The following is a 26,998-nucleotide window of genomic DNA, read 5'->3' as shown; positions in this document are numbered from 1 at the left end:
AGTGCTGCTGAGCTCGCCGGAGCAGACTTCCCCGTCTCCCGGCGCGGCCCGTCGGATCCGGGTCAGCCGCTGGAGCCGGGTCATCGACCCTCTGGTCGGCTCCGACCCGGGCCTCAACCGGTTGCGCACGGCGGGACTGGCGGTGGTCGGCATCGCCGCCGCGCTCGGCGGGGAATGGCTCTTCGTGCATCTCACCGGCGCCCTCCAAGTCGCCGGGGCCGGCGCTGGCCTCCCAGCGAAACAGGCCGCTTTGGTGGCCGCCCAGCACCATGGGGTGCTGGTGATCGCCATGCTCCTCGGCGGGATCATCTGCATGATGTCGGGGTTCGGTGTGGCCGACGTCACGGCCCGGGGTCAGCTGGTCACCTCGCTCATCATGCCCGTCGCCCTCGGCGTGGCCCTGACCGCCGGGCTGGCGGTGGGCGGTCACCGCCTCGCGTCGCTGTGCCTCATCGCGGCCGCGGTCACCGTCGGCACCTATCTGCGCCGCTTCGGACCGCGGGGGTTCGTCGTCGGGGCTTTGCTGTTCATCGGGTGCTTCATGGGGTTTTTCATCCACGCCGAGATCGGTGTCGGTGACGCGGGGTGGCTGGCAGCCGAGCTGTTCGTGGGGGCGTTGTGCTCGCTTGCCGTGCGCTTCGCCCTGTTCCGCCCCGACAGCGCGAAGGCGCTCCTCCGGGCGCAGCGGTCGTGGGTGGCGCGCAGCCGTCGCCTGCTCGACCTGGCGTGGCGGATCAACGAGCAGCCCGAGGCGGCGGGACTGGAGAGGAAGATCCGCCGGCAGCTGCTTCGCCTCAACGAGTCGGTCCTCATGATCGACGCCCAGCTGACCCCCGCCGCCGTGCCCGGAGGCCGGGCGGTCCAGGCCCTCCACGAGCGGATGTTCGACATGGAACTGGCCCTCAGCAACATCGCCCGCTTCGCGGTGGCCCTGCGGTCCATGGATCTGCCTGCCGGCCGGCGGGCCATGGTCGGCCGCATCCTGGCCGACCTGCGCCGCGGCGACCTGGCCGCGGCGGAGATGGGGGCACGGCGGCTGCGGCGCGAGACCCAGGATTCCTGCGTCGAGCCCGACGACGACCGGGTCGCGGCGGTGATCCCTCACCGCTTCGCCGGTTCGGTCATCGATCTGACCGTCGCGCAGCGAGACTGGCTGGCGCTCGGGGAGAACGTGGCCAGGCCCGAGCCCGAGCAGACCTTCCAACCGGCGGTGGCTCTCTTCGCCGGCTGGCTGCCCGGCTCGGCCGCGGTCAGCGCGGACGCCTCGCTCACCTCCAGCCGCCGTCGCCTCGGTGACCGCGTCGCCATGGCCCCGTACCTGCGCTCGGCCATCCAGGTGGGCGTGGCCGTCAGCGCGGCGATCGCCGTCGGTGATGTCCTCTCCCCCCGCCGCTTCTACTGGGCGGTGCTGGCCGCTTTCCTGGCGTTCATGGGCACCAACCATGTCGGCGAGCAGATCAACAAGGCGTTCTACCGGGTCCTCGGCACGGCGGTGGGCATCGGGCTCGGGTCGCTGGTGGTGCGCCTAGTCGGCCACCACACCAACGTGTCGATCGCGGTGATCCTCGTCTCGCTGTTCGTCGGGCTGTATCTCATGCGGATCAACTACACGTTCTTCGTGCTGGGCCTGACGGTGATGATCTCGCAGCTGTACGTGCAGCTCGACGAGTACTCCGGCAGCCTGCTGTTGCTGCGCCTGAAGGAGACCGCGGTGGGCGGGGGGATCGCCATGGTCACCGTCTTGTTGATCCTGCCGCTGCGTCCGAGCCGGGTGCTGCGCACCGCGACCGCCCAGACCCTCGACGCCGTGCGTCACCTGGTCACCGACGCCTTGGCCGTCCTCGTCGGTCCCGACGGCCCCGACGAGGCGTCGAAGGCCGCCGTGCGCTCCGGCGCCCGGAGCGTCGACGCTTCCTACCAGGCGCTGGTAGCGACGGCCCGCCCGGTGCGGCCCACCAGCTTCGGGGATCACTCCGACAGGATCGACTCGATCCTCGAGTTGACCGGCGCAGCGCGCAACTACGGCCGGAACCTGTCGGTCGACCTCGACGCGTGGCCCGGCGCCCGCCCCGCTTTGGTCCCGGTGATCGAGCAGGCGTCCGCTCAGCTGCGCCGCTCGCTCGACGCGCTGGTCGAGCGCGTCGAGCTGCGCACCCCCGGCCCCTACGTCCGCAGCGCCGCGCTGTTCGACCGGGCCGAGCGTGCCGTGCTGGCCGAGACCGCAGCGTCGGTGTCGCCGGGCGCGATGGTGCTGCGCGACCTGATGCTCCTCGACGGGACGCTGGCCCGCCTGGCCGACGTGCTCGGCATGGTGATCTACGACCACGACACCGCCCTCGTCGGGGTGGCGGCCGGTGACGGCTCAGCCGATAGGGACAGCCCAGCCGCCGGGCCGTCCGGGGGCGGGGCCGGCGTTACGCCCGCTTGATCGGCGCCATGGAGAGCAGCAGCCGCTTCTCGCCCAGCCCCGGGAAGCGTACGGTCGCCTCCGCGTCGGCTCCCTCTCCTCGCACCTCGGTGACCACCCCCTCGCCCCACTTGGCGTGCACGACGGTCTCCCCGGTGCGCAGGCCCAGCCCGTCGGCGCCGGTGCCCGCCACCGGCGAGGTCCGGCCCCGGCGCAGCGCGGCCTCGACGATCTCCTCCCGGTTGGCCCGGGCCATCCACCCCGACCCGCCGCCCCCGCCGGTGCGGGTGCTGCGCCGGCTGCCGGCCGCGGCGCGCATCAGGTCCTCGGGGATCTCCTTCAAGAAGCGGCTGGGCGGGTTGTACTGGGTCTGGCCCCAGAGGGACCGGCACCAGGCGTGGGTCACGTAGAGCCGCTCGCGGGCCCGGGTGATACCGACGTAGGCCAGGCGGCGCTCCTCCTCGAGCTCGTCGGGCTCCCCCAGGGAGCGCAGGTGCGGGAAGACGCCGTCTTCGAGGCCGATCAAGAACACCACCGGGTACTCCAGGCCCTTGGCGGTGTGCAGCGTCATCAGGACCACTTTGGACTCGTCGGCGTCTTGCAGCTCGTCGCTGTCCGCGACCAGGCTGACCTGCTCGAGGAACTGCTCGAGGGTGTCGGCCTCGCCGGCCGCGCCGATCAGCTCCTCGATGTTCTCGATGCGCCCGGCGCCCTCCACGGTGTGGTCGGCTTGCAGCTCGGCCAGGTAGCCGGTGCGCTCCAGGACCGCCTCGATGAGCCCCGCCGGACCTCGCCACCGCTCCCCCGCCGGCGTCATCTCGCCGGTGCCGGCATCCACCACCGACCCCGGGTCGCCGCCCGGCGCGGCGACGGCCGCGTCGGGACTCTCGCCGCCGCCAGCGTCGCCGGCGCCATCGCCATCGCCAGCGTCGCCGGCGCCATCACCATCGCCGCCGTCGTCGTCGTCGTCGTCGTCGCCGGAGGGGACCGCCGGCGCGGCGGGGATCATGGCTCGCAGCTCGTCGAGCAGGGCGAGCAGCTGGCGGATCCCGGTCAGGGCCCGGCCGCCGACGCCGGCGTCCTCCGCGGAGGCCAGCGCCTCCCAGAACCCGACGCCGTGGTCCCGGGCCCAGCGGTCGACCCGGGCGATGCTGGTGTCGCCGATACCCCGTTTTGGGGTGTTGACGACCCGTTTGAGCGACACCTCGTCGGCCGGGTTGGTCAAAGCCCGCAGGTAGGCCAGGACGTCTTTGACCTCGCGGCGGTCGTAGAACCGGGTGCCGCCCACCACCTTGTAGGGGATGTTGCGCCGCACCAGCTCCTCTTCGACCGACCGGCTCTGCGCGTTGGTCCGGTAGAAGACCGCCACGTCGCCCCACGGGTAGGTGTGGGAGATCGTCGCGTGGTCCTCCGAGTGCAGCCGGAGGATCTCGTTGGCCACCCACGCCCCCTCGTCGTGCTCGTCCTCCGCGTGGTAGGCGGTGATCAGCTCCCCGCCGAGCTGCTCGGTCCAAAGCGCCTTGGGCTTTCGGGCCAGGTTGTTGGCGATGACCGCGTTGGCCGCGTCGAGGATGGTCTGGGTGGAGCGGTAGTTCTGCTCCAAGATGACCACCGTGGCGTCGGGGTAGCGCTGCTCGAACTCCAAGAAGTTGCGGACGTCCGCGCCCCGCCACCGGTACACCGACTGGTCGCCGTCGCCGACCACCGACACGTTGCGGTACCCGTCGCCGATCAGCCGGACGATCTCGTTTTGGGCGGCGTTGGTGTCTTGGTACTCGTCGACGAGGACGTGACGGAACCGCTGCTGGTAGTAGGCCAGCACGTCGGGGCAGGCGTGGAGCAGGTTGACGGTGACCAGCAGCAGGTCGTCGAAGTCCATGGCCGACGCGGCCAGCAGCCGGGCCTGGTACTCCTTGTACACCTCGGCCACCCGCCGCTCCTGGATGGTCCGGGCCCGCGCCGCGTAGGTCTCGAAGTCGACCAGCTCGTTTTTGGCCGCGGAGATCAGCCCGTGCACGGTCCGGGCCGGGAATTTCTTGCCGTCCAGGCCCAGGTCCCTCGTCACGTACCCGGTGAGGCGCACCGCGTCGGCCTGGTCGTAGATGCTGAAGCTGCTCCGGTAGCCGAGCCGGCCGGCGTCGCGGCGCAGGATCCGCACGCACGCGGAGTGGAACGTGGACACCCACATCCGCCGGGCGACGGGCCCGACCAGGTCGCTGACCCGGTGGCGCATCTCCTCGGCCGCCTTGTTGGTGAAGGTGATGGCGAGGATCTCGAAGGGCGACACGCCCTGCTCGCGGATCAGCCACGCGATGCGGTGGGTGAGCACCCGGGTCTTGCCGGACCCGGCGCCGGCGACGATCATCAGCGGGCCGCCCGGGTGGGTGACCGCCTCCTCCTGCACCGGGTTGAGCCCGTCGAGCAGGCCGCCCGCGGCCGGCGCCGGTGAGGAGAAAAGGGCGGAGGTGAACGACGGGTCGGCGGGCGGCATGGCCCGTCCCAGGGTACCGGAGGCCTCCGACGCCGAAGGCCACCCGCCACCCTGGGTCAGCCCGGCTGGCGGGGAACCGCGGGCCGGGCGCCGGCCGCCAGGCGCAGCCCGGCGTGGACCAGCCACCAGCCCACCGCGGAGCGCAGCGCCGAGGCGGCGGGGGGCGTGCAGCGGGCTGCGGGCCGCTCGCCTCGGCGGGCGGCGCGCGCCAGGCGGGAGGCGTCCCCGGCGTCGAGGAGGCCGCGCCGGCGATCGTCGATGAGCATCTGAGCGGACCAGACGGTGTGCACGGTGGGACCTCCCCTGGGAGAACGGCTGCCGGGTGGCAGGGTGTGAGCTGGGCGGCAGGACGGCCCTCCCGTAAGGAGCACACCACCCTGCTGGCAGTTACGGTAGTCGAACCCAGTAATCTGCACAAATGGATTTTGGGCATTACGCCTCCCGGGCCGTGGATCTGGTCAACTCGGACATCTCGACCGACGCCGAGCTGCGGGCCTACCTCGGGCCGTCGACCGCGACCGCGGCGCGGGTCGCCTCGCGCGACGTAGCGGTGCTGCGCCGGGCCCGCGGCGAGCTGCGGGAGGTGTTCGAGGCCGGCGCCGGCGGGGACGAGCCGGCGCTGGTCGGCTCGATCAACCGGATGCTCGGCCGTTACCCGATCTCGCCGCGCATCTCCGGTCACGACAACACCAGCTGGCACCTCCACGTGAACGAGGAAGCCGCGGTCGGCGCGGCGCTGGTCGCGGAGTCGGTGTTCGGTCTGATGCTCGTGGTCACCCAGCTCGGGGCCAACCGTTTCGGGATTTGCGGGGCCCCCGACTGCGACCGGGTGTTCGTCGACACCTCCCCGAACCGCTCGAAGCGCTTCTGCGGGGACCGCTGCGCCACCCGCACCAACGTGGCGGCGTTCCGCCGACGCCGCAGCGCCGCCAAGGCCAGCTGACCCCGGCCGGCCCCGGCCCGACCGGCGCCAGGCGGGGCTACAGGTCCCGCCGGAACCGGCCGATGTAGCCGATATGAGCGAGATGGGGACCGCTTCAGAAGAGCACATGGACGCCTGGGAGCAGTCGCTGCGCGCCGCGGTGGCCGGCCACCCCGAGGCGGTGGTGGTGGCGTTCGGCGACGACGCCCGCTACCGGCCGATGCCCGAGGCGATCGGCATCGGCGCCAACCGGGGCCACTCCGGTCGGGTCCCCCTCGACATGGTCGAACCCGAGGATCGCCTGGCCATGCTCCAGGCCTGGGAGCAGGTGACCACCCAAGGCGACGCGACTGGGACCATCCGGGTGCGGGGCTGGGCGGGCGAAGCCCAGCTGAGCGCCGTCAACCTGCGGGCCCGCTACGGCGTGTGCGTCCTGCTGCTGTGGCCGATCGGCAGCCCGGCGGCCGCCCCCGCAGGGTCCGCGGTGGAGGAGGCGCCCGGTCAGCGCCCGCTGGTCGGCCGGGTGACCAAGAACCGCCGGGCCTACATCACCGAGGTCGACGACGCGACCTGCGCCATGTTCGACTTCCGGCGCGACGAGCTGGAGGGTCACGCCTCCATCGAGTTCATCCACCCCGACGACCAGCCGGTGGCCGTCGACAGCTGGCTGTCGATGGTCGGCGACGAGCGGGCCCCCCGCCGGGTGCGGCTACGGCACCGCTGCGGGGACGGCACCTGGAAATGGGTCGAGGTGTCCAACAACAACCTGCTGTTCGACCCCGGCCGGCTGTGCGTGCTCACCGACATGATCGACATCTCCCAGGAGATGGCCGCCCAAGAGGCGGTGCGCAGCCGTCAGCGGCTCCTCGACCGGCTGACCCAGGCCCTGCCGGTGGGGGTGTTGCAGATCGGCCGGGACGGCGACGTGGTGTTCTCCAACTCCCGCCTGGTCGACATCGTCGGGGTGCGCCCCGCCACGTTCGACGACGTGCTGGCCCGGGTCAGCGGAGCGGACCGGCAGCTGCTGGCCGCGGCGGTGGCCGCGGTCCTGGCCGACAACGCCGGGCGGGAGGTGCAAGTCAGCATCCAAGGACCCGAAGACCCGAGCGCGGTGCTCGGCGAGTGGAAGATCGAGCCGCTGATCGACGACGCCGGCGGGGTGACCGGGGCCATCGCCTGCGTGGCCGACGTGACCGACGGGGTCCGCCTGCGCCGAGAGCTCGAACGTCGAGCCTCCACCGACGAGCTGACCGGCTGCGCCAACCGCCACTCGGTGATGACCACCCTCGAAGCTCTGGCCGCCGAGGACCGCCCCGAACAGCCCGGCCTGGCGGTGGTCTACATCGACCTCGACCGGTTCAAGAACATCAACGACTCGCACGGCCATGCCATCGGCGACGAGGTGCTGGTGGTGGCCGCCCGCCGGCTCAACCGGGCGGTGCGCCGCTGCGACCGGGTCGGACGGCTGGGAGGCGACGAGTTCCTGGTCGCCTGCCCGGGAGTCCCCTCCGCCCAAGCGGCGGTAGACATCGCGGCGGGGCTCACCGCCGCGCTGACCGGCAAGGCCCGCGTCGGGTCTCTGGAGCTCGACTTGCGGGCCAGTGTGGGCGTGGCGTGGAGCATCGGCGGCATCGACGACCTCGACGTGCTGGTGAGGGCGGCCGACCGGGCGATGTACCGCTGCAAGGCGGGGGCGGGCCCGTCGCTCGAGGTCCTCGGCGCGTCGGCCTGAGACCCTCGGCGGAGGCGCCGCCCCCGAACAGGCCGCTAGTGGCCCATCCCGACGCCCTGGGCTTTCTGCAGGACCTTGCCTTCGGTCTGCAGCGCGGGAGCGACCATCACCTCGGCCTTTTGGAACTCCTTGACCGTCTCGTAGCCGCAGGTGGCCATCGAGGTCCGTAGCGCCCCGAACAGGTTGAGCCGGCCGTCGTTCTCGTGCGCGGGACCGACCAGGATCTCCTGCAGCGAGCCGCGGGTGGTGGTCTTCACCCGGGCGCCGCGGGGCAGGGTGGGATGGAACGTGGCCATGCCCCAGTGGTAGCCCTTCCCCGGCGCCTCGTGGGCCGCGGCCAGCGGCGAGCCGATCATCACCGCGTCGGCGCCGCACACGATCGCCTTGGCGATGTCTCCGCCGGTGCCCATCCCGCCGTCGGCGATGACCTGCACGTACACGCCGGTCTCGTCGAGGTGCTGGGCGCGAGCGGCGCGGGCGTCGGCGATGGCCGTCGCCTGGGGAACCCCGAGGCCGAGCACGCCGCGGGTGGTGCAGGCGTGGCCGGGGCCGACGCCGACGAGGACACCGACCGCGCCGGTGCGCATCAGGTGCAGCGCGGCCTGGTAGGAGGCGCACCCGCCGACGATCACCGGGATGTCGAACTCGCGGATGAACCGCTTCAGGTTCAGCGGCTCCACGGTCTTGGAGACGTGCTCCGCGGACACCACGGTGCCCTGGATGACGAACAGGTCCAGCTCGGCGTCGAGGAGGGCCTGGGCGAACTGCTCGGTGCGCTGCGGGGTCAGCGACGCGCAGGACACGACGCCGGCCTCCTTGATCTCCCGTACCCGCTGGGTGACCAGCTCCGGCTTGATCGGCTCGCTGTAGATCTGCTGCATCCGGGCAGTGGCCTTGTCGGTGTCGAGGTGAGAGATCTCGTCGAGCAGCGGCTCGGGGTCCTCGTAGCGGGTCCAGATGCCTTCCAGGTTGAGCACGCCGACGCCGCCGAGGCGGCCGATCTCGATGGCGGTCGCGGGGCTGATGACGCCGTCCATCGCCGAGCCCATCAGGGGCAGCTCGAAGCGGTAGGCGTCGATCTCCCAGCTGATGTCCACGTCCTCGGGATCGCGGGTCCGCCGGCTGGGGACGATGGCGATGTCATCGAACCCGTAGGCCCTTCGCCCTGACTTACCACGTCCTATTTCGACCTCGGCCACCTGATAGCTCCCTTGCGTGCGCGTCCTTTTGGGGTGGTGCAAGCCTAGGGGCTGGCAGCGGTCACCGTCAGTGACGCGTGGCGCACCGAAGCGAAATATCCGCCGGAACCGGGCGCGTTTGAGGCGCCTACTCCTCCGCGCCGTCCCAGCTCGCCGACGGCCACCCCTTGGCCTGGCCGCCGGGGCGGTCCCGCTCGCGCTCGTGGGACTTCCGTTCCCCGTCGGAGCGGGTATCGCTCTGGGGGCTGTCCTCGCCGTTCGGGGCGGCCTGCGGGTCCCCGCCGTGGCGCCAAGACGGCGGCGGTGGTGGCGCGACCGGGGGTCCTCCCGCCGGCGCCCACGCCGGCGGAGGCGCCCATCCCGTCGCCGGCGGGGCGGCGTTGGCCTGGGCGGGCTGGGCCCACGGGGCGGCTGCCGGCGCCGGCTCCTGCCACGGGCGGGGCGGGGGCGGCCATCCGGGGTCGCCCGGTCCGGGCGGAGCCCCGGCGGGGGCGGTGCGCTCCGCCCGCTCGGGCTGCGGGTCCTGCGCCGGCGGGTACCCGCCTGGCGGCGCGGCCGGCGGGGCGTACCCGCTCTGCGCCGGCGGCGGCGGGTAACCGGCGGGGCCGGGGGGCGGCGGGTAGCCGGCCGGTCCGCCGGGAGGGGGATAGCCAGGCGGCGGGTACGCGCCGGCGGGAGACGGATACCCCGCCGGGGGCGGGGGAGGCGGGTAGCCGCCCGGCGGCGGGTAAGCGCCCTGGGCGCCGGGCGGAGGCGGGTAGACGGCCCCCGGCGGGTAAGCGCCCTGGGCGGCGGGCGGAGGCGGGTAGCCGGCCTGGGCGGGCGGCGCCGGGTAGCCGGGACGGTGTCCGTAGCCGTCGGGCGCTTGCGGCGCCGGGACCGGGGTGGGGGCGCCGACCGGAGCGCCGAGCGCGCCGCGGTTGGGGACCTGGCCGGCGGGGGCCGGGGCGCCGGGCGCCGGGGTCAGCGCCGAGGGGCGGCCCTGCTTGATCCTCGGGGTGTCGACCACTACGCCCGCGGCACGCTGGCGTAGGGCGCCGCGCCGCGTCGGCGACCCGACCGCAGCGACCGGCGCCGGCTCCGACGAAGGCCTGGCCAGGCTGCCGCGGCAACGGCCGCAGCGTTGCGCGTCGTCGGGCTGGACGGTGCCGCAGCGGGGACAGATCATGACCTCCCCAGGGTACCGGCCTGGTCGCGCCTGCGAGCACCAGGGCCCCGCCGCCCCGCACCGGCGGAGGCGCCCGGTCAGCCGACGGCGGCCCACAGGCGGTCCAGGAGCTCCCGCAGCATCCGGCCGGTCGCGCCCCACACGGTGTCGCCGACCAGGTCGAAGAAGTTGACCGGGTGGAGGGCGGCGTCGGGGCGGGGCCAAAGCTCCTCGTGGAACACCGCCGGGTCCCACAGCTCGACGACGGGGACGAGCAGGACCGCCTCCACCTCGGAGGGGTTGGCGCGCAGTGCCGGACGAGCCGGCAGCACACCCACGAACGGGGTGATCCCGGCCCGGCTGGTCAGCGTGGACAGCGGCGACAGCTGCCCGACGATCTCGACTAGGGACGGGTCGAGGCCGATCTCCTCGTCGGCCTCGCGGAGCGCGGCCGCCAGCGGCTCCTCCCCCTCTTCCAGCCGACCCCCGGGGAACGACACTTCGCCGGTGTGGGTCCGCATCCGGCCAGAACGGCGGGTCAGCACGACGTGGGCGTCGCCGTCGTCGTCGTAGAGGGCGCAGAGCACCGCGGCGGGCCGGCGCGACTGACTCGGCAGCTCGACGGGCAGCGTCGCGTCGTCCTGGGTCGGGGGCAGCGGGCGGGCCAGAGCGGAGCGGATCATCGCCACGTCGACCCGCCCGGGGCGGCGGGCGTCGGGGCGGGCCCATTCGGGGCCGGCGCCGAGGCGCCAGCCCGGCGGGCGGGGGATGCGCTGGGGTCCGCCGCGGGCGGCGGGCGGGGGGGATCCGGCGGCTGCCGGATCAGACAACCGGCGTCCAGCTCTCCGCTTCGGCCGGTCCTTCGGCGACCTCGCCGACGAGCGCCTGGCGTTCGGCGACGAGCCCCTCGAGGATGTCGCGCAGCCCGCCGGTCTTGAACGTGCTCATGGTGCGGCCGGGGAGGGCCTCACCTTTTTCCCACTCCATCCACGCTTCGAGCAGCTTGGCGGGGTCGGGGGCGGGGCGTTCCATGCCCTAAGAGTACGGGATGCCAGCCCGGTCGCCGGCCCGCCCCGGACCCGTTCAGCACAAAGGCCCGGACCGCGTGAGCGGTCCGGGCCTTCGGGTACTGCGGTTTGTGACGGTCGGGCTTAGAAGCCCATCCCGCCCATGCCGCCCATGCCGCCCATCCCGCCGCCAGCTGCGGCCGCGGCCGCGGCTGCTGCCGGGTTGGGCTTCTCGGGCTTGTCGGCGACCAGCGCCTCGGTGGTGAGGAGCAGGCCGGCGATCGACGCCGCGTTTTGCAGCGCGGAGCGGGTCACCTTGGCCGGGTCGATGACGCCGGCCTTGACCAAGTCGACCCACTCGCCGGTGGCCGCGTTGAGCCCGACGTTGCCGGACTCCGACTCGGCCCGCTGGATCACGACCGAGCCCTCGAGCCCGGCGTTGAAGGCGATCCACTTGAGGGGCTCCTCGACGGCGCGCAGCACGATGCGGGCACCGGTGGCCTCGTCGCCGACGAGGGAGTCGACCGTCTTTTGGATCGCCGAGCGGCTGCGGATCAGCGCGGTGCCACCGCCGGGGACGATGCCCTCCTCGATGGCCGCCCGGGTCGCGGACAGGGCGTCCTCGATCCGGTGCTTCTTCTCCTTGAGCTCGACCTCGGTGGCCGCGCCGACCTTGACCACCGCGACGCCGCCGGACAGCTTGGCCAGCCGCTCCTGCAGCTTCTCGCGGTCCCAGTCGGAGTCGGTCTCGTCGATCTCGCGCTTGATCTGGGCGATACGGCCCTTGACGTCGCCTTCGCTGCCGGCACCCTCGACGATGGTGGTGTTGTCCTTGTCGACCACGACCTTGCGGGCCCGGCCGAGCAGGTCGATGGTGGTGCTCTCCAGCTTCAGGCCGACCTCTTCGGAGATGACCTGACCGCCGGTGAGGATGGCGATGTCGCCGAGCATGGCCTTGCGGCGCTCACCGAAGCCGGGGGCCTTGACCGCCACGGAGGTGAACGTGCCGCGGATCTTGTTGACGACCAGCGTGGCGAGGGCCTCGCCCTCGACGTCCTCGGCGATGATCAGCAGCGGCTTGGCCGACTGCATGACCTTCTCGAGCACCGGCACCAGATCGTGGACCGCGGAGACCTTCGAGTTGGCGATCAGGATGTACGGGTCGTCGAGGACGGCCTCCTGGCGCTCGGGGTCGGTCACGAAGTACGGGGACAGGTACCCCTTGTCGAACTGCATGCCCTCGGTGAAGTCGAGCTCCAGACCGAAGGTGTTGGACTCCTCGACGGTGACCACACCGTCCTTGCCGACCTTGTCGATGGCATCCGCGATGACCTCGCCGATGTTGCTGTCGGCCGCGGAGATGGAGGCGACCTGGGCGATCTCGCTCTTGTCGTCGACGTCCTTGGCCTGCCCGGCGATGGCCTCGACGGCGGCCGCGACGGCCTTGTCGATGCCCCGCTTGAGGGAGGTCGGGCTGGCGCCGGCGGCCACGTTGCGCAGACCCTCGCGCACCAGCGCCTGGGCCAGGACGGTGGCGGTGGTGGTGCCGTCACCGGCCACGTCGTTGGTCTTGGTGGCCACCTCCTTGACCAGCTGGGCGCCCATGTTCTCGAAGGCGTCCTCCAGCTCGATCTCCCGGGCGATGGTGACGCCGTCGTTGGTGATCGTGGGGGCGCCGAACTTCTTGTCGATCACCACGTTGCGGCCCTTCGGCCCGAGGGTGACCTTGACGGCGTCCGCCAGCTTGTTGACGCCCGCCTCGAGTCCGCGGCGAGCGTGCTCGTCGAACTTGAGCTGCTTGGGCACTACTTACCTACCTTGGCCAGGACGTCGCGGCTCGTCAGGATGAGGAGGTCCTCACCCTCGACGGTGATCTCGGTGCCGCCGTACTTGGAGTACACGACCTTGTCGCCGACGGCGATGTCGAGGGGGATCAGCTCGCCGGTGCTCTCGGCACGGCGGCCGGGGCCCACGGCAAGGACCTCTCCCTGCTGGGGCTTCTCTTTTGCGGTGTCGGGGATGACGAGACCAGACGCGGTCGTCTCCTCGGCCTCGCTCGGGCGGACGACGATACGATCGTCGAGCGGCTGCAGACTCATTGGGCCTCCATTGGCACTCGGGGACGTCGGAGGGCTTCCGGCGCCGTTAGCACTCGCGGTATGCGAGTGCTAACGATACCGATGTTGGGCCGCTAGTTCAACCGCAGCCCCGCAGCGGTCAAAGGACCAGCTGCGAGCCGCCGTCCACGGCGACGATCTGGCCGGTCACGTAGGCCGCGGTGGCGAGGGACAACACGACGTGGGCCACGTCTTCGGCGGTCCCGACCCGCTTGAGCGGCGCCGCCGCGGCGATCCCGGCGTGCTCCGCGTCCCAGGTCGCGGTCCACGGGGTGGTGATCAGTCCCGGCGCCACCGCGTTGACCCGGACTTCGGGGCCGACGGCCTTGGCCAGCAGCACGGTCTGGTGGTTGAGCGCGGCCTTCGACGCCGCGTAGGGGATGCTGCTCCCGAGGGGCCGCAGCCCGGCCAGGGAGGACACGTTGACGATGGCGCCTCCGGCGCCGGCGCGCAGCAGCGGCATCGCCTGCTGGCTGAGCAGCCAGGTCCCGAACACGTTGACCTCGAAGATCCGCCTCCACACCTCGACGGTCGCCGCGTCGAGGTCGCGGTGGGGGATCTTCTCGGTGGTCCCGGCGTTGTTGACCAACACGTCGAGGCCGCCGAAAGCCGACGACACCGCGTCGAGCATCCGCTCGACGTCGCCGGGGTCGGCGATGTCGCCTTGGACGTATACGGCGCCGGACAGCGAGTCGGCGACGGCCCGCCCGGCGTCGACGGAGCGAGCCGAGTTCACCGCCACCCGGGCGCCTTCCGCCGCGAACAGGCGGGCCACCGCCTCGCCGATCCCGCTCGAGGAACCAGTGACCAACGCGACCTTGCCGTCTAGCGCTCCCATCCGGGGGACCCTACGTCCTCGGCGGCTACCCGCCGGCGATCACCGCCAGCCGGAGGTTCGGGTCAGCGGCCGCGGTGAGGGGGGTGGGCCCGTCGGCGCGCAGCCGGTACCAGGCGGTCGCTCCGACCATCGCCGCGTTGTCGGTGCACATCGCCCGGCTCGGGATGAACGCGCCTCGGCCGTCGTCCTCCGCGGCGGCCTGGATGCGGGCCCGCAGCGACGAGTTGGCCGCGACGCCGCCGCCGATGGCGATGGCCTTGGCGCCGACGGCCGCCGCGGCCTGGCGGGTCTTCTCGACCAGGATGTCGACGACCGCCTCTTGGAACGAGGCGGCGACGTCGGCGACGGGAGCGTCGGGGTGCTTGCGCACCCAGGTGACCACGCTGGTCTTCAGCCCGGAGAAGGAGAAGTCCAGCCCGGCGCCGCGCAGCCCGCGAGGAAACGCGATGGCGTGCGGGTCGCCGTCGGCGGCCAGGCGGTCGATGACCGGACCGCCCGGGTAGCCGAGACCCAGGTAGCGGGCGACCTTGTCGAACGCCTCCCCCGCCGCGTCGTCGATGGTCTGGCCGAGCAGCCGGTAGGTGCCGTCGCGCTGCATGTGGATGAGCATGGTGTGGCCGCCCGACACGAGCAGGACCACCGCCGGCAGGGCCAGGTCCGGGTCCTCGAGAAACGCGGCGTGGAGGTGGCCTTCGAGGTGGTTGACGCCGACGAAGGGCACCTCCCACGCCAGCGAGTAGGCCTTCGCGGCGGCGACCCCGACGAGCAGCGAGCCGATCAGGCCGGGGCCGATGGTCACCCCGACCGCGTCGATCCCGGCCCCGGTGGTGCCGGCCTGCTCCAACGCCTCGTCCACGACCGCGGTGAGCGACTCGAGGTGGGCCCGGCCGGCGACCTCGGGGACCACGCCGCCGAAACGGGCGTGCAGGTCGATCTGGCTGGAGACCACCGACGAGCGGACCACCCGGCCGTCCTCGACGACCGCGGCGGCGGTCTCGTCGCAGGACGTCTCGATGGCGAGGACCACCGTCACTGCCGGCCGTCCTCGACGATGGTCGTCCCGGGGAACCCGGCCTCGATCCGCACCAGGCGGGCCAGGTACTCGTCGGTGTCGATGTCGTGCACCCACATGATAAGCGCGTCCTCCTTGGTCTCCGCGTAGTAGTTCTTGCGGATGCCGGCCGGCTCGAAGCCGAACTTGCGGTACATGGCCTGGGCGCCGGTGTTGGCGACGCGGACCTCGAGGGTCATGTGCTTCACGTCGCGTTCCCGGCTGACGCGCACCAGGTGGGCCAGCATCCGGCTGCCGATCTTGTGGCGGTGCCAGCGAGGGTCGACGGCGATGGTGGTCACGTGCGACTCGTCGCCGGTGTACATCAGCCCGGCGTAGCCGACCACCGCCCCCTCTACCCGGGCACCGACGTAGGTGCGGGTGGAGCGCAACGCCAGCTCGCTCATGAACAGCGGCAGCGTCCAGGGGTGGGGGTACACCTGAGCCTCGATGCGCATCACCGACCGGAGATGCCGGCGCCGGAGCGGGACCAGGCGGACCTCGACGTCTTCGGGGTCGCCGACGGGGCCGGCGCCTTGCGCGTCGGGGTCGTCGAGGGCCGGGTCGTCGGGGTCAACCATGGTCAGGGGCCTGCTGCCATCCGATGCGCACGTCCGCGTCCCGCAGGTAGCAGGGGGCGAGCGTCTGGGCCGCCCCGGCGCGCTCTGGGTGCTGCAGCGCCAGCTGGCCGAGCACTTCGGCCGACGGGTGGGCGGCGAGGGGGCCGCCCAACGCGACCTTGCCCATGTCCGCGGCGTAGCGCAGCGCCCCGTCGCCGACCGCCAGCACCCCGGAGTCCATGCCAGCCAAGAGCGCGGCGAGTTCGGCGGGTTCGGCGCGCTGCGGTCCGTGCACCTCTCTCATCGCCGCCCCGGACGGCTCGTAGAGCCCCCACGCCACCTCGCGGCGGCGGATGTCGACCACCGCCGCGACCGGCCGGTCGACGCCGGCGTGGGCGGCGGCGAGGATCTCGGTGGAGGTGAAGCCGGCGGCGGGGAGCCCGAGGGCCGACGCCAGCGCCTTGGCGGTCGACAACCCGACCCGCAGCCCGGTGAACAGGCCCGGCCCGACGTCGGCCGCGACCATCCCGACCTCGCGAAGCGCTACTCCGGCCATCCGGCAGACCGTCTCGACCGCCGGGGCGAGCAGCTCGCCGTGCCGGCGGGCGTCGCGCACGTGGAGAGACGCCAGGGGCCCGTCGGGACCGCACAACGCCACACCGACCTGCGGGGTCGCGGTGTCGAGCGCCAGGACGATCATCGGGCCACCGCCCCGACGCCGGCCAGCGCGGCGCGCACCTGCGGCCAGCGCGCCGCCCAACTCGGGCCTTCCGGGCGGATGCGCAGACGCCGGTCGTTGTCACCGGCGCCGAAGTCGATGGTGACCGCCAGCACGTCAGGGGCCAGGGCGGGGGCGGCTCGCTCCCCCCATTCGATAACCGCGAACGCGCCGTCCTCGAGCTGCTCGGGCAGCCCGAGGTCGACGACCTCACGCAGCTGCTCCAAGCGGTAGACGTCGGCGTGGAGGAGGTCGGGGCCGATCGCGGTGCGGTAGGGACGCAGCAGGGTGAAGGTGGGGCTGGTGACGACCTCGTCGACGCCGGCGGCCCGGGCCAGCCCCTGCGTGAACGCGGTCTTGCCGGCGCCTAGGTCCCCGCCGAGGATCACCACGTCGCCGGCGGCGATGAACGCCACCAGCGCGGCGGCGACCGCCTGGGTGGCGGCGGGACCGTCGGTCTCCACCACCAGCTCGTCGGTCACAGCCCGGCCGCCGCGAGCAGCTCCTTGGCCCGCACGAAGTCGGCCCGCATCCGGGCCAGGACCTCGCCGCCGCCGCGCAGCGCAGCGGCCGGGTGGAAGGTGGGCAGCACCACGGTGCCGTCGGGACCCCACGGGTGGGGACGGCCCCGCAGCTTGGTGATGCCTTCCTTGGTGGCCAGCAGCGTCCGGGTCGAGAAGTTCCCGAGGGTCAGGACCACCCGGGGCCGGATCTGGGCGACCTGGCCTGCGAGGTAGGAGCCGCACGCCTCGATCTCCGCCGGTTCGGGGTCCCGGTTGCCGGGCGGGCGGCACTTGACGACGTTGGCGATGTAGACCTGCTCGCGACGCAGACCGGCCTCCTCGGCCAGGAGCCGGTCGAGGAGCTGGCCGGAGCGGCCGACGAACGGGCGGCCCTGCAGGTCCTCTTCGCGCCCCGGCCCTTCCCCCACCACCATCATCCCGGCGTGGGGGTCGCCCTCGCCGAACACCACGGTGGTCCGGGTCGCGGCCAGCGGGCAGCGGGTGCACCCCGCCGCGTCGGCGGCGAGGACGGCGAGGGCCTCGATGACGGGGTCGCCCGTGGTGGAGGCCATCCGGTCATCGTACCGGCGCCCTCCGGTGCAGCTCCGGCACTCACGCCGGGGGCGCCCAGTCGGCCCGGCCCGCCTCGACGCCACGGCGGATGGCCGTTTCGACGACCCTGGCGGTGAGGACCCGGAGGCGGTCGAGTGACGCCGGCCCGGCGGTGCCGGTGGCCGCGACGACCACTGCGTCGCCGTCGTAGGCGGTGTGCACCGGTTCGAGGGCTCGGGCCATGCCGTCGTGAGCGGCGCGGGCCAGCAGCAGGCACTCGCCTTTGGTCAGGGCCGCGTCGGTGACCACCACGCCGACGGTGGTGTTGGTGCCCTCCGACCCCGCCGGCGGGAACGGCGGCAGGTCGGGGTCGAGGCCCGGGCCGCGCAGGTCGCCGAGCGCGTTGACCGCGAACACGGCTCGCAGGGTGACCCCGCCGTCGTCGGTGTCGGCGGTTCCGAGGCCGCCGGGCGACTCGTGCCCTGGACGCCACTTCCCCACCGTCGCTCCGGTCCCGGCTCCGAGCGCGCCGCTGCGTCCCGCTCCCGCGGTCGCCGCCTGGCACGCCGAGACGCCTTCGTCGGGCCCGGGACGGCGGGCCGGGTCGCCGACCGACAGGTCGTAGAGGACCATCCCGACCACGATCGGGACCGGGCCGGCGGGGGTAGGCCAGCCCCGGCCCTGCTGCTCGCACCAGCGCACCACGCCGTCGCACGCCGCCAGCCCGAACGCCGAGCCGCCGGTCAGCACCACCGCGTCGACGGCGCCGACGGTCGCGCCGGGGTCGAGGAGGGCCCATTCCCTGGTGCCCGGCGCTCCGCCGCGGATCTCCCCCGACGCGACGGTGCCCGGCGGCAGCACCACGACGCTCACCCCGGTGCGCGCCGCGCGGTCCTCCCAGTGGCCGACGGCGACCCCCTCGAGGGTCATCGGGCGGCGCCGGCCGGGCGCCGGTCGGCGGGCGGGATCCGAGCCGCCAGGTCGGTGATGGCGTCGAGCAGTTCGGCGGGGCGTTCGTTCATGACCATGTGGCCGCACCCCTCGAGGACCGTCAGTTCCGCCCCGCCGATCGCGTCGGCCAGGGCCCGCCCGTGGCGGACCGGGGTCACCAGGTCCCGGGTGCCGACCACCACCGCGGCGGGCAGGTCCACGTGGCGCAGGGCCGCCAGGTCGTCGAAGCGGAGGATCTCCACGATCAGCTCGCCGGTGACGTGGGCCCGGACGTCGGTCACCAGCTGCTGGGTCAGCGCGACCTCCGAGGGCAGCGGGTCGTCGCCGAAGTTGACCCGGGCCAGGAGGTAGGCGAGGTCGGCTTTGGGCAGCGTGGGTCCCGGGATCCGCGACGCCAGCCACGCGGTGCGGGCCAGCAGCGGCTGCAGGGTGCGGGCCACCACCCGGGCGCCGGGGACCCCCGACCCGCTGACCGGGTTGGCCGACGTGGCGACCAGCCCGAGCGCCGCGACCCGGCCCCGTCCCGACGCGGTCACCCGGTCCGAGGACAACGCCTTGATGGCGATCATCCCGCCCATCGAGTGCCCGACGAGCACCACTCGGGCCAGGTCCAGCTGCGAGAGGACCTCTTCCAAGTCGGCGACCAGCCGGGCGAAGGTCAGCTGCGCGCCGTCGGAGCCGCCGTGGCCGCGCATGTCATAGGCCACGACCGGGTGGCCGGCGCCGGCCAGGTCCGACATCTGCCGGTGCCAGATGTCGGCGCCGAGGGTGATGCCGTGGAGGAGGACCACCGGCGGGCGGCTTGAGCCGGGCGTGGGGTCGGGGCCGGCTTGGAGGACCCGGAGGGAGGCCCCGTCGTCCATCCGGAGGCGCTGCTCGCGGATCCCGGCGGGACGGGCGCCGGGGGCGCGCGCCTCGAGGGCGGGCAGCGCCCGGCGGGCCAGGACCTGTCCGGCCAGACCGGCGCCCGCGACGCCCACGGCGCCGATGCCGAGGCCGATCAGCGACCGGCGGGTGCGGTTGGGCATCGCGGCGCTCAGGGGTTGCGGTACGCGCGCGGCACCCGGCCGCTGACGCCGCACACCACCTCGTAGGCGATGGTCCCGGTGCGCTCGGCCCACTCCCAGGCACCGATGGTTTCGCCGCCCTGGGTCCCGATGAGAACCACTTCGTCGCCGACGGACACGTCCGAGCCGGGACCGCAGTCCACCAGGATCTGGTCCATGGTCACGGTCCCCGCGATCGGCCGGCGGGTCCCGCCGACGAGGACCTGGCCGCCGGCCGACGACAGGGAACGGGTCACGCCGTCGGCGTAGCCGAGGGGGACGGTGGCGACCACGCTGCTCGCGTCGAGCCGGTAGCGCAGCCCGTAGGACAGCCGCTCGCCGGCGGCGACCTCCTTCACGTGCGACACCCGGGCGACCAACGCCAGCGCGGGTCGCAGCTGCGGCACCGGCTCGCGTGCGGCTTCCTGGCCCGCCGGTGACAGGCCGTAGAGAGCGATGCCGCAGCGGACCATGTCGTAGCGGGCCCGGGGGTGCCACATGGCGCCGGCGGAGTTGGCCGCGTGGAGCAGCGGGGGGCGCAGGCCGTGGCGGGCGAGGTCGTCCACCGCGGCCGCGAAGACGTCCAGCTGCGCGCCGGTGTAGGGGTCGTCGACCTCGTCGGCGACGGCCAGATGGGTCCAGAACCCCTGAAGGCGAAGCTCCGGTCGGCGCTCCACCTCCAACGCGGCGGCCACCGCCCGCTCCGGCGCGGCCCCGACGCGGTGCATGCCGGTGTCCACCTTGACCTGCACGTCGACCACCTCGCCGGCGGCGCGCGCCGCGGCACTCACCGCGGCCAGACCGGCGTCGGTATAGATGGTCGGGGTGAGACGCGACGCGACGACCTCTTGCATCGCGGCGGGCGCCGGCTCAGACAGGAGCAGCACCGGGGCGTCGATGCCGCCGTCGCGCAGCTGGCGGCCTTCTTCGACCAGCGCCACGGCCAGCCACTGGGCGCCGCCCTCGAGCGCGGCGCGAGCGACGGGCACCGACCCGTGCCCGTATCCCCACGCCTTGACCACCGCGCACAAGGCGCCGGGAGCGGCGACCCCGGCGAGCAGCGACGCGTTGTGGCGTACGGCGGCCAGGTCGACCTCCGCCCACGCCGGGCGCAGTCTGCCGGCTTCCACCCGGGCGCCGGGCTGGTCGTCGCCCCCGGCGAGCGGCAACTCGGGGGCCGCGGCCGCGGCCCGGGCCTGCGGTCGGGCTGGGTTGGACATGTACCTCAACGCTACCGGGCCGCCCGCCGCGCCAGGCGGAGGGTGGGGGCCGGGACCTCAGCGCTCAGCTGCCGTACTCCTCGGCCAGCAGAGCCCAGCGTTCGTGGTCGCGCCACTCCCCCTCGATCTGCAGGTATCGGCGGGAGTAGCCCTCCTTGGTGAACCCGAGCCGCTGGGCCAGGGCCAGCGACCGGTTGTTGGTGGGCTGGATGTTGGCCTCGACCCGGTGCAGGCCGAGGTTGTTGAACACGTCGTGGAGCACCGCTCGGAGTCCGTCGGTCATGAGACCCCGCCCTTCGTGGCCGGCGAACGCGCCGTAGCCGAGGGCGCCCGACTGCAGGGCCCGCCGGACGATGTTGTTGACGCTGGCGTACCCGACGAGGGCGCCGCACTCCTCGTGACGCAGCAGGTAGGAGGCTTGGTCGTCGCGGCGGGTCCGTTCCAGCCACAGCCGGTAGCTGTCCGGCTTGGCTGGCGGCGCGATCCACGGCCGGTGGAGCCGCAAGCTGGCCCGCACCGCCGCCAGGAACTCCCGCTGGTGCTCTTCCGCCGGGGTCTCGATCACCACACCCACGGCTGCATTGTGGCGCGTCGCCGCGACGAGCCGCGCTCCTCGCGGTGACCGTCTCAGCCGAGGACCGCGTCACCCGAGGACCGTCTCAGCCGACGACCCGGGTCACCCGAGGACCGCCGACATCCAAGCGGCGACCAGGTCGGGGAGGTCGGTGGCCACCAGCCCGTCGTGCCAGCCCGTGGCCGCGGCTCGCCCGTGGACGTGCGCGCCGAGCGCCCCGGCCAGCGCCGCCGGCACCCCCCGCGCCAGGAGACCGCCGATGACCCCGGAGAGGACGTCGCCGGTACCGGCGGTGGCCAGCCGCGCCGATCCCGACGACGACAACAGCACCACCCCTTCGGGCGAGGCGACGATCGTCACCGAGCCTTTCAACAACACGATCGCCCCGCAGCTGCGGGCAGCGGCGCGAGCCGACGCCACCCGGTCCGGTCCCGGGGCGTCGCCGGTGAGGCGGGCGAACTCGCCGTCGTGGGGAGTCAGGATCGTCGGCGCCCGCCGACGGGCGACTACCGCCGCCACTGCGTCTAGGTCTCCGAGCGCGTTGAGCCCGTCGGCGTCGACCACCGCCGGCGTGTCGGGCGCGCCGGCCAGCAGCCGGGCGACGGGGGTGGCGTCGCCGGGTGCGCCGCCGCTGCCCCGCCCGGCGGCCCCGAGACCAGGGCCGACGACGAGGGCCTTGACCCGCTCGATGCCGTCGAGGGCCTCCTCCGCCCAGTCCTCGCCGGGAAGGGCCCGGCTGACCAGCTCCCCGGGAGGGAGGCCGGCCTCGGTCGGGCTCATGCCCGGCATCCCGAGCCGGACGTAGCCGGCGCCGGCGCGCATCGCCGCCCGGCTGACCATCCACGGCGCCCCGGACATTCCCGGCGACCCGGCGACGACCTGGAGCGCGGACTGCCACTTGTGGGCGTTGCGGGGACGGGCAGGGATGCCGGTGGCCACGTCGTTGTCGGTCACCAGCCACATGCGGGCCGCCTCGGCCGCCAGTTCGCCCAGACCGATCCCTGCCACCTCGACGGTCCCGGTGTGCTCCGGGCCGGCGCCGAGCACCAGCCCCGGCTTGAGCGCCGCGAAGGTGACGGTCCGCTCCGCTCGCGCCGGGCTCCCGGCCGGTTCGCCTCCCCCGCCTTCCCCTCCGCCCACCGGGTCGCCGGTGAGACCGGAGATCCCGGAGGGGATGTCGACGGCCAGCACCGGGGCACCGTTCGGGTCGGGCGCCGCGTACGGCTTGGTCAGCCCGGTGCCGTACGCCGCGTCGATGACCAGGTCGGCGTCGGGCAGGCGGGCGCCGGCGCCCAAAGCGGCGGCCTCCACGAGCGTAACCGACACCCCCCGCCTCTCCAGGCGGGCGGCCGCGGCCCGGCCGTCGCCTCCGTTGTTCCCCTTGCCGGCGACGACGACCACCTTCCGGCCGTAGATGCCGTCGGTGTGCTCGGCCAGCATGGCCAGCGCGGCGCGGGCCACCGCGGCGCCGGCCCGCCCGATCAGGACCTCGACCGGTTCGGGCGCCGAGCGGTCGACGCCGGCCATCTCCTCGGGTGTCACGACGGGGATCACGCCCGGGCCTCCCGGCGCGGCCGGCGCCGCCCGTCGCACGGCGGCTGGAGGGACGGCGGGGCTGCGAAGCGTGGCACGTCGGTCCTCTACCCCAACGGCCCGCCCAACTCGTTGCAACCATCGGTTGACATCGCCTGTACAACCCGCGCGGACGCCAGCTCCTGGTCTCCCACCCGGCCCGGCGGTTCCCCCGCCGGGAGGGTCGGGGCAGCGTCAGCCCGACACCAACCGAGCGAGCGAAGCGAGTCGAGGGCGGTAGCGAGTCGGGCGCAGGCCGGCTCGTGCCTTTCGAAGTCCGCCGCGCCGACTCCGCCCGGCTTCTACGCCCGGCCCGCTCAGCACGATCGCCTGGGAGCCAAGAACCCGCCACGCCCGGGTCAGCCGGGCGGGGCCGCCCCGGTCACGGGCCGGCCAACGCGGCGACGACCGCGGAGGCGACCGAGTCGGTGTGGGTCAGCGACACCATCCATCCCGTCACCCCGAGCGACGCCGCCAGAGCGCCGGCCCGGCCGGTGACGTGAAGCGCCGGCGGGCCGAGCCCGTCCCGGCGAAGGTCGACATCGGTGAAGTCCATTGCGCCGAGCCCGACGCCCATCGCCTTCATGGTCGCCTCCTTGGCCGCGAACCGGGCGGCCAGGGACGGCGCCGGGTTGCGCAGCTCCGCGGCGTAGGCCCGTTCGCCGGCGGTGAAGAGCCGCTCGGCCATGGACGGTCGCCGGCGCAGCATCGCGGCCAGGCGGGGAATGTCGACCGAGTCGATACCCAACCCGACGAGCCGGCCGGCTCCGCTCAAAACGCCACGAACGACGTCACCGCTGGCGTCGGGAACGGCGCGGCCAGGACCGCTGCGGTCACCGCCGGGGCCCGGCCGGCGTCGTCAGCCCGACTCTGCCGGCTGGGGCGTGGGCCGGGCTCGGGGTGGCTCACGCCGCTCGCCGCCACCGCTCGGCGAGGACGTAGACCGGCTCGGTGAGCAGGTCCACTACCGGCACCCGGGCCAGGACCTCGTCGTCGAAGGAAGGCTCGGTCTCAGTCACCGCGTCCGACAGCGCCGAGTACCGGCCGCGGTAGCCGCTCAGCACCTCCCGGGCCGCGGCGGCCGGCAGGTGCGAGGCGAACTGGACGTGCAGCAGGGTCATGCCGGTCACCTGGCTCCCTTTCGCCTCGGGGATCAAGATCACCGTCCGGTTGTCGCTGCGGCCCCGGGCGACGGTCACCTCCCGCTCGTCCGCGGCGCGGTGCTTGGTGCCGCGCAGGCGCGGGTCGGACGCGGTGCGCGACGGCAGGTTGGCGGCCATGCCTCCCTGGTCGACCACGGTGATGGTCGCGGCCAGGGCGCCGGCGGGGGGATGGACCCTCCCGGGGGGTGTCGGGGCGGGGTCGATGCGGTAGCGGGTGAAGCCGAGCACCGCCTCGACGGCCGGGTCGAGGGCGGCCAGCGCCCGCAGGGCCCGGTAGCCGAGGAGGTCGGCGGTGGCGCCGGCGGCCATGGTCTCTTTGACCAGGAGCTTGCTGAGCAGGGCGTCCTCGCTGCGGGAGATCCCGACGGTGACGGTCTTGGCCTGGTGCTTGATGGCGTCGACGGGGCGGGTCAGCTCGTCGATGCCGGTGCTCAGCGCGTCGAGCAGGTCGGCGACGACCACACCGGGCGAGCCGACCTTGCCCGTCTCGAGCTCGTAGTTCTCGACGGGCAGGTCGCCGGTCGCGTAGTGCAGCAGGGAGACCAGCCGGACGGCGGTGGCCGCCTCCATGTGGCCGTTGTAGGCACCCCCGCGCAGGCCCTCGAGGAACGGCCGGCTGGCCTCCCGCAGCCTCGGGCCGAGCCGCTCGAGCGACGAGGGGCCGTCACCGGCGACGGCCTCGATCGCGGCGCGCGCGGCGCGTAGGGGCAGGGCCTGGCTGTCGATGGCCAGCGCCGCTTCGTACCCGAAGAGGTGACCGACCATCGCCGAGAGCACGAACGCCAGCTCGGGGGCGCACGCCGGGACTTCGATGACCTCCAGCGCGGCGTCGTAGCGGGCGCCTTCGCCCCCCGCGGCGATCACCACCGGCGCGGCCTTGTGGGCCCGGTAGATCGCCACCTCCTTGGCCACGTCGTCGGCGTTGGGCCCCGACAGACCACCGGCGCACACCAAGATGAGCGGCTCGGAGGACAAGTCGATGTGCTTTTTGTCCTCGGTCGCGTCGCAGGCGATGGCCTTGTAGCAAAGCTCGGAAAGCTTGATGCGGATCTCCTCCGCCGCGACGCGGTCGGGCCCGCTGCCGACCATCGCCCAGTACCGGCGGGGAGGCCCGAGCGCGGCGGCGATGCGACCGATACGAGGACGTTGGCGCACCACCTCCTCCATGGCGTCGGGGAGTTCCCGCAGGGCGCGCAGGATGGCGTCGGACTCGGCGGGGTCGAGGGCGCCGACCGCGTCGGCGAGGGCCACCGCAAGCACCCAGCCGGCGGCCACCTGGGCGTAGAACGCCTTCGTCGACGCCACGCTCATCTCCACGTCGCGCCCGTCGGAGGTGTAGAGCGTCCCGTGGGACTTGGCGGCCAGGTCGCTGTTGCGGCGGTTGACCACCGAGATCACCTGCGCCCCCCGGCCCCGGCACAAGTCGACGGTGCGGTTGGTGTCGGTGGTGGTCCCCGACTGGCTGATGGCGACGATCAAGGTGTCGGACATGTCGTCGGTCAGCCCGAAGCCGGACAGCTCGGTGGCGGGCACCGCGCTGGTCGCGACGCCGGGCAGCACCCGGGTCAGCGCCGCGGCGACGGCCTGCCCGGCGACGGCGGCGGTGCCCTGCCCGATGACCAGGATCCGCCGCAGCCGCCCGGCGGCGACCTCGTCGATGACCGCGGGCGGCAGCGCGTCGGGGCCGAGCCGGGCGGCGAGGCGTCCGCTGTCGGTCGTGGCGATCCGCCCTCGGAGCGTCTTGCGGAACGAGCGGGGGGCTTCTTCGATCTCCTTCAGCAAGAAGTGGGGAAAGCCGGCCCGGTCGATGTCCCGGGTGGTGATGGCGGCGGTCACGACGTCGCCGTCGTCGAGGGTGATCGTCGCGCCGGCGTAGGTAGAAACACGCATACCTTCGAGCGTGCCGGCGCCGGCCCGGTCGAGGACCACGGTCTGGCCGCGGGTCACCTCCCCGTCGAGGCGGACATAGCAGGGCGTCTCCTCCACCAGGCCGTAGGCCTCGCTGGCGACCACGTAGGCGTCCTCGGCCAGGCCGACGTTGAGGCTCTGGCCCGACCCGCGAAGCGCCAGGTGCAGCCGGTCGGGGCTGTCCGCCGCCGACACCGCGATGGCGACGGACCCCTCGAAGCGGGCGACGGTCCGGGCGAAGGCGTCGTCGATCGGGTCGCCGGCGGCCAGGCGGTGCGACACCAGCGTCGGGATGACCTTGGCGTCGGTGGTCACCTCCGCCGGCAGCGCCAGGTGCTCGGAGAGGCGCAGGTCGAGGTAGTTGTCGACGTCGCCGTTCAACGCCCCGACGACGTAAGGCCCGTCGCGACGGCCCGTCTCGTCGGAGTTCAGCGGGTGGGCGTTGGCCTGGGAGATGATCCCGACGCTGGCCCAGCGGGTGTGGCCGACCACGGTGACCCGGGCGCCGGGCTGGGCCAGGGCCAGAGCCAGGAGGGCGTCGCCGCGCACCGCGGCGCGCAGCGCCGAGACGTTGTCGCCCAGCTCGCCGATCTCCGCCGCGGCCTTGTAGACCAGGCTGAGGCAGTCGGGCCGGGTCCGCACCCCGAAAGACGTGAACAGCGGGTCGGCGGCCCGGGCGCCGAGCAGCGACTGGATCTCGGGAGCCTCGACGTCGAGGCCGTGACCGGCGACGAGGACGTGCACCCCCGCCGAGTCGCGGCCGCGGACCTCGAGGCGGTCGATCGACGCCAGGGCCACCTGGATGGCCCAGTACCCGGAGAGGGTGTTGAGGCCGAGGCCTCCTTCGGAGGGGCACAACGCGGCCAGGTCGGCGACCGCCCGGGCCGCCCCGACCCGGTCCCGGTCGATGGCCCACCAGCCGTCCTTCAGCCGGACCATGGCCGCGTTTACCGCTTCTTGGTCGCCGGCGGCGACGGCGATGACGCCCTGGTCGAGATCGGCCTCCAGCGCGGCCAGGCGGGCGCCGAGGACCCCCGACGCGGCGACGACCGCTTCGAGGGCCTCTGCGCCGGGACCGGCGAGCAGCCCGGCGACGCCGGGCACCCCGCGCAGGGTGCGGTTGGCGTCTTCGAGGGTGGCGGCGGCCGCGTCGAGCGCGGCCAGGCCCGCGGCGGGGTCACGGCCGAGGATCCCGGCTCCCTGGTCGATCGACCCGACGGCGGCCGCCACCGCCTCCGCCACCGCGGCGGCGTCGGGAATCGGGCGCCTCGGCGGCCGGGCGAGCACGGCGACGATCCCACACATGGCCCGTAAGGCTAC

24 protein-coding genes are annotated in these 26,998 nt (G+C 73.8%); 3 read left to right on the top strand and 21 right to left on the bottom strand.

All coding sequences use genetic code 11. The features are described 5' to 3' along the window. The first annotated feature begins 1 nt into the window (after position 1). Positions 2–2,428 carry an FUSC family protein gene (locus tag K6U06_RS11555; protein ID WP_262322088.1) on the top strand — a complete coding sequence of 809 codons (2,427 nt, stop codon included), beginning with the start codon at positions 2–4 and terminating at the stop codon, positions 2,426–2,428. On the opposite strand, the gene K6U06_RS11550 is transcribed toward K6U06_RS11555, so the two are convergent. Together K6U06_RS11550 and K6U06_RS11545 are read right to left on the bottom strand one after the other, a co-directional pair. Beyond that, a complete protein-coding gene (locus tag K6U06_RS11550) occupies positions 2,415–4,898 on the bottom strand; it encodes a UvrD-helicase domain-containing protein (RefSeq protein WP_262322087.1) in 2,484 nt (827 codons plus the stop codon). The genes K6U06_RS11555 and K6U06_RS11550 overlap by 14 nt on opposite strands. Before the next feature lie 56 nt (positions 4,899–4,954). Continuing rightward, the gene (locus tag K6U06_RS11545; protein WP_262322086.1) at positions 4,955–5,188 is read right to left on the bottom strand and encodes a hypothetical protein; all 234 of its coding nucleotides are present in this window, start codon (positions 5,186–5,188) and stop codon (positions 4,955–4,957) included. Positions 5,189–5,316: 128 nt separating this feature from the next. Here K6U06_RS11545 and K6U06_RS11540 point away from each other — a divergent pair, with 128 nt between their 5' ends. After that, complete coding sequence (locus tag K6U06_RS11540; RefSeq protein WP_262322085.1) at positions 5,317–5,841, top strand: CGNR zinc finger domain-containing protein; 525 nt, start codon at positions 5,317–5,319, stop codon at positions 5,839–5,841. 82 nt (positions 5,842–5,923) lie between these two features. Then, positions 5,924–7,552: a sensor domain-containing diguanylate cyclase gene (locus K6U06_RS11535; RefSeq protein ID WP_262322084.1), complete on the top strand. Its 1,629-nt coding sequence runs from the start codon at positions 5,924–5,926 to the stop codon at positions 7,550–7,552. Between the two features lie 35 nt (positions 7,553–7,587). Here the strand turns inward: K6U06_RS11535 and K6U06_RS11530 are convergent, their stop codons facing one another. The 19 genes from K6U06_RS11530 to K6U06_RS11440 all read right to left on the bottom strand — a co-directional run bounded on the left by K6U06_RS11530 (position 7,588) and on the right by K6U06_RS11440 (position 26,983). Next, positions 7,588–8,751: a GuaB3 family IMP dehydrogenase-related protein gene (locus K6U06_RS11530; protein ID WP_262322083.1), complete on the bottom strand. Its 1,164-nt coding sequence runs from the start codon at positions 8,749–8,751 to the stop codon at positions 7,588–7,590. Positions 8,752–8,878: 127 nt separating this feature from the next. Next, positions 8,879–9,919 carry a hypothetical protein gene (locus K6U06_RS11525; protein ID WP_262322082.1) on the bottom strand — a complete coding sequence of 347 codons (1,041 nt, stop codon included), beginning with the start codon at positions 9,917–9,919 and terminating at the stop codon, positions 8,879–8,881. Between the two features lie 77 nt (positions 9,920–9,996). Further along, a complete protein-coding gene (locus tag K6U06_RS11520) occupies positions 9,997–10,728 on the bottom strand; it encodes an NUDIX hydrolase (RefSeq protein WP_262322081.1) in 732 nt (243 codons plus the stop codon). Next, positions 10,721–10,930, bottom strand: coding sequence for a hypothetical protein (locus K6U06_RS11515; protein ID WP_262322080.1), 210 nt, complete (start codon positions 10,928–10,930; stop codon positions 10,721–10,723). The genes K6U06_RS11520 and K6U06_RS11515 overlap by 8 nt, the downstream gene beginning before the upstream one ends. 119 nt (positions 10,931–11,049) lie before the next feature. Next, complete coding sequence (gene groL / locus K6U06_RS11510; RefSeq protein ID WP_262322079.1) at positions 11,050–12,711, bottom strand: chaperonin GroEL; 1,662 nt, start codon at positions 12,709–12,711, stop codon at positions 11,050–11,052. Continuing rightward, positions 12,711–13,004 carry a co-chaperone GroES gene (groES, locus tag K6U06_RS11505; protein ID WP_262322078.1) on the bottom strand — a complete coding sequence of 98 codons (294 nt, stop codon included), beginning with the start codon at positions 13,002–13,004 and terminating at the stop codon, positions 12,711–12,713. Before groES ends, groL begins: the two co-directional genes overlap by 1 nt. A 118-nt stretch (positions 13,005–13,122) precedes the next feature. After that, positions 13,123–13,860 carry an SDR family NAD(P)-dependent oxidoreductase gene (locus K6U06_RS11500; RefSeq protein ID WP_262322077.1) on the bottom strand — a complete coding sequence of 246 codons (738 nt, stop codon included), beginning with the start codon at positions 13,858–13,860 and terminating at the stop codon, positions 13,123–13,125. A gap of 25 nt (positions 13,861–13,885) precedes the next feature. Further along, positions 13,886–14,893 carry a tRNA (adenosine(37)-N6)-threonylcarbamoyltransferase complex transferase subunit TsaD gene (tsaD, locus tag K6U06_RS11495; protein WP_262322076.1) on the bottom strand — a complete coding sequence of 336 codons (1,008 nt, stop codon included), beginning with the start codon at positions 14,891–14,893 and terminating at the stop codon, positions 13,886–13,888. Continuing rightward, the gene (gene rimI, locus K6U06_RS11490) at positions 14,890–15,492 is read right to left on the bottom strand and encodes a ribosomal protein S18-alanine N-acetyltransferase (RefSeq protein WP_262322075.1); all 603 of its coding nucleotides are present in this window, start codon (positions 15,490–15,492) and stop codon (positions 14,890–14,892) included. The genes tsaD and rimI overlap by 4 nt, the downstream gene beginning before the upstream one ends. Continuing rightward, a complete protein-coding gene (gene tsaB / locus K6U06_RS11485; RefSeq protein ID WP_262322074.1) occupies positions 15,485–16,171 on the bottom strand; it encodes a tRNA (adenosine(37)-N6)-threonylcarbamoyltransferase complex dimerization subunit type 1 TsaB in 687 nt (228 codons plus the stop codon). Before tsaB ends, rimI begins: the two co-directional genes overlap by 8 nt. Then, on the bottom strand, positions 16,168–16,671 hold the full coding sequence (gene tsaE, locus K6U06_RS11480) for a tRNA (adenosine(37)-N6)-threonylcarbamoyltransferase complex ATPase subunit type 1 TsaE (RefSeq protein WP_262322073.1): 504 nt from the start codon (positions 16,669–16,671) through the stop codon (positions 16,168–16,170). Before tsaE ends, tsaB begins: the two co-directional genes overlap by 4 nt. Continuing rightward, positions 16,668–17,264 carry a uracil-DNA glycosylase gene (locus K6U06_RS11475; RefSeq protein WP_262322072.1) on the bottom strand — a complete coding sequence of 199 codons (597 nt, stop codon included), beginning with the start codon at positions 17,262–17,264 and terminating at the stop codon, positions 16,668–16,670. Before K6U06_RS11475 ends, tsaE begins: the two co-directional genes overlap by 4 nt. 40 nt (positions 17,265–17,304) lie before the next feature. Beyond that, positions 17,305–18,174, bottom strand: a complete 870-nt coding sequence (locus K6U06_RS11470; RefSeq protein WP_262322071.1) for a P1 family peptidase — start codon at positions 18,172–18,174, stop codon at positions 17,305–17,307. Then, the gene (locus K6U06_RS11465) at positions 18,171–19,223 is read right to left on the bottom strand and encodes an alpha/beta fold hydrolase (RefSeq protein ID WP_262322070.1); all 1,053 of its coding nucleotides are present in this window, start codon (positions 19,221–19,223) and stop codon (positions 18,171–18,173) included. Before K6U06_RS11465 ends, K6U06_RS11470 begins: the two co-directional genes overlap by 4 nt. A gap of 8 nt (positions 19,224–19,231) precedes the next feature. After that, the gene (alr, locus tag K6U06_RS11460) at positions 19,232–20,461 is read right to left on the bottom strand and encodes an alanine racemase (protein WP_262322069.1); all 1,230 of its coding nucleotides are present in this window, start codon (positions 20,459–20,461) and stop codon (positions 19,232–19,234) included. A 64-nt stretch (positions 20,462–20,525) separates the two neighbouring features. Further along, positions 20,526–21,035, bottom strand: a complete 510-nt coding sequence (locus K6U06_RS11455; protein ID WP_262322068.1) for a GNAT family N-acetyltransferase — start codon at positions 21,033–21,035, stop codon at positions 20,526–20,528. Positions 21,036–21,137: 102 nt separating this feature from the next. Next, the gene (locus K6U06_RS11450) at positions 21,138–22,589 is read right to left on the bottom strand and encodes an NAD(P)H-hydrate dehydratase (protein ID WP_262322067.1); all 1,452 of its coding nucleotides are present in this window, start codon (positions 22,587–22,589) and stop codon (positions 21,138–21,140) included. 400 nt (positions 22,590–22,989) lie between these two features. Beyond that, the gene (locus K6U06_RS11445) at positions 22,990–23,382 is read right to left on the bottom strand and encodes a holo-ACP synthase (protein WP_262322066.1); all 393 of its coding nucleotides are present in this window, start codon (positions 23,380–23,382) and stop codon (positions 22,990–22,992) included. Positions 23,383–23,512: 130 nt separating this feature from the next. Further along, complete coding sequence (locus tag K6U06_RS11440) at positions 23,513–26,983, bottom strand: SIS domain-containing protein (RefSeq protein ID WP_262322065.1); 3,471 nt, start codon at positions 26,981–26,983, stop codon at positions 23,513–23,515. Positions 26,984–26,998: the final 15 nt, after the last annotated feature.

The organism is Acidiferrimicrobium sp. IK (assembly GCF_025499425.1).
Taxonomy (GTDB): domain Bacteria; phylum Actinomycetota; class Acidimicrobiia; order Acidimicrobiales; family Palsa-688; genus Acidiferrimicrobium.
The sequence above is the reverse complement of the archived record's forward strand: the minus strand, read 5'-3'. Positions and strand labels throughout refer to the sequence as shown.